Below are 2,015 nucleotides of genomic sequence, written 5' to 3'. Positions count from 1 at the left end.
GTCGCGTTAACGACATTTGCCTTTCGGCTGGTGGAGAATAAGGGGATCGAACCCTTGACCCCCTGCGTGCAAGGCAGGTGCTCTCCCAGCTGAGCTAATTCCCCATAAACTATCATAGTGTAGAGACTAGGTCTCCTTAGAAAGGAGGTGATCCAGCCGCTCGTTCTCGAACGGCTACCTTGTTACGACTTCACCCCAGTCATTGGTTTTGCCTTAGGCGACAGATTAATTAGCCGACTTCGGGCACCCCCAACTTCCATGGTGTGACGGGCGGTGTGTACAAGACCCGGGAACGCATTCACCGCAGCATTCTGATCTGCGATTACTAGCAACTCCAACTTCATGTAGGCGAGTTGCAGCCTACAATCCGAACTGGGATCGGTTTTGGTGATTCGCTCCACTTCGCAGTATTGCCTCTCATTGTACCGACCATTGTAGCACGTGTGTAGCCCAGAACATAAGGGGCATGATGATTTGACGTCATCCCCACCTTCCTCCGAGTTGACCTCGGCAGTCTCGCTAGAGTCCTCAACTGAATGTTAGTAACTAGCGACAAGGGTTGCGCTCGTTGCGGGACTTAACCCAACATCTCACGACACGAGCTGACGACAACCATGCACCACCTGTCTCTGCTGTCCGAAGAAGGGATCGGTTAAGATCCTGTCAGCAGGATGTCAAGCCCTGGTAAGGTTCTTCGCGTTGCTTCGAATTAAACCACATGCTCCGCTGCTTGTGCGGGTCCCCGTCAATTCCTTTGAGTTTTACTCTTGCGAGCGTACTCCCCAGGCGGAGCACTTATTGCGTTAACTGCGGCACTGAGCCCTAACGGACCCAACACCTAGTGTCATCGTTTACGGCGTGGACTACCAGGGTATCTAATCCTGTTTGCTACCCACGCTTTCGTGCCTCAGTGTCAGTTACAGTCCAGAAAGCCGCCTTCGCCGCTGGTGTTCCTCCTAATATCTACGCATTTCACCGCTACACTAGGAATTCCGCTTTCCCCTCCTGCACTCAAGTAGCCCAGTTCGCAAGGCAAGTAGAGGTTGAGCCTCTAAATTAAACCTTGCGCTTAGGTAACCACCTACGCACTCTTTACGCCCAATAATTCCGGATAACGCTTGCCCCCTACGTATTACCGCGGCTGCTGGCACGTAGTTAGCCGGGGCTTGCTCCTAAGGTACCGTCATTTGTTTCTTCCCTTAGAACAGAAGTTTACAACCCGAAGGCCTTCATCCTTCACGCGGCGTTGCTGCATCAGGCTTTCGCCCATTGTGCAAGATTCCCTACTGCTGCCTTCCGTAGAAGTTTGGACCGTGTCTCAGTTCCAATGTGGCCGATCACCCTCTCAGGTCGGCTACTGATCGTCACCTTGGTGAGCCGTTACCTCACCAACTAGTTAATCAGACGCAGGCCCATCCCTGACCGATAAATCTTTGACCGTTGAAGCATGTGCTTCTACGGTGTTATGAGGTTTTAATCATCGTTTCCAATGGCTATCCCTCTGTCAAGGGCAGGTTGCCTACGCGTTACTCACCCGTCCGCCGCTGTCCGTTAATATAATCCCCCGAAGGTTCATGCACTAACATCTCGCTCGACTTGCATGTATTAGGCACGCCGCCAGCGTTCATCCTGAGCCAGGATCAAACTCTTAATAAATGTTATCTGAAGAATCTTTCGATTCGTCCAAATCCTGTTAATGGATGACGCTTATCGCGTCTCGACTCGTTATTTCCGAATCATTGTTGTTTGTGTTTGAATTGTACAGGGACATACGACATATTTGTACATCGTTTGTCTCTTATACGATCTTGAGATCTGATCTCCAGTTTGCACTGTGTCGATCTCTTGACCAGTTTCTACACTATGAAGTTGTCATGGTTCTGCTGACTGCGTTTGAGCGTTTTTAAGCTAACGGCTCTCTCGCGACAGCTTAATCATTATAGCGCACCATTTTTGACTCGTCAAGCACTTTTTTATCTTTTTTGAAAGATTTTCTGCTCGACTCATCTTGGCTC

At 50.1% G+C, this 2,015-nt stretch carries 1 tRNA gene and 1 rRNA gene; both read right to left on the bottom strand.

Features of this window, described 5'->3' with window-relative positions:
* Positions 1 to 28 precede the first annotated feature (28 nt).
* A tRNA-Ala gene (locus tag AXF17_RS05305) sits at positions 29 to 104 on the bottom strand.
* A gap of 36 nt (positions 105 to 140) precedes the next feature.
* Positions 141 to 1,656: ribosomal RNA gene (locus AXF17_RS05300) — 16S ribosomal RNA — on the bottom strand.
* Positions 1,657 to 2,015: the final 359 nt, after the last annotated feature.

The organism is Mogibacterium pumilum, assembly GCF_002243385.1.
GTDB lineage: Bacteria > Bacillota > Clostridia > Peptostreptococcales > Anaerovoracaceae > Mogibacterium > Mogibacterium pumilum.
The sequence above is the reverse complement of the archived record's forward strand: the minus strand, read 5'-3'. Positions and strand labels throughout refer to the sequence as shown.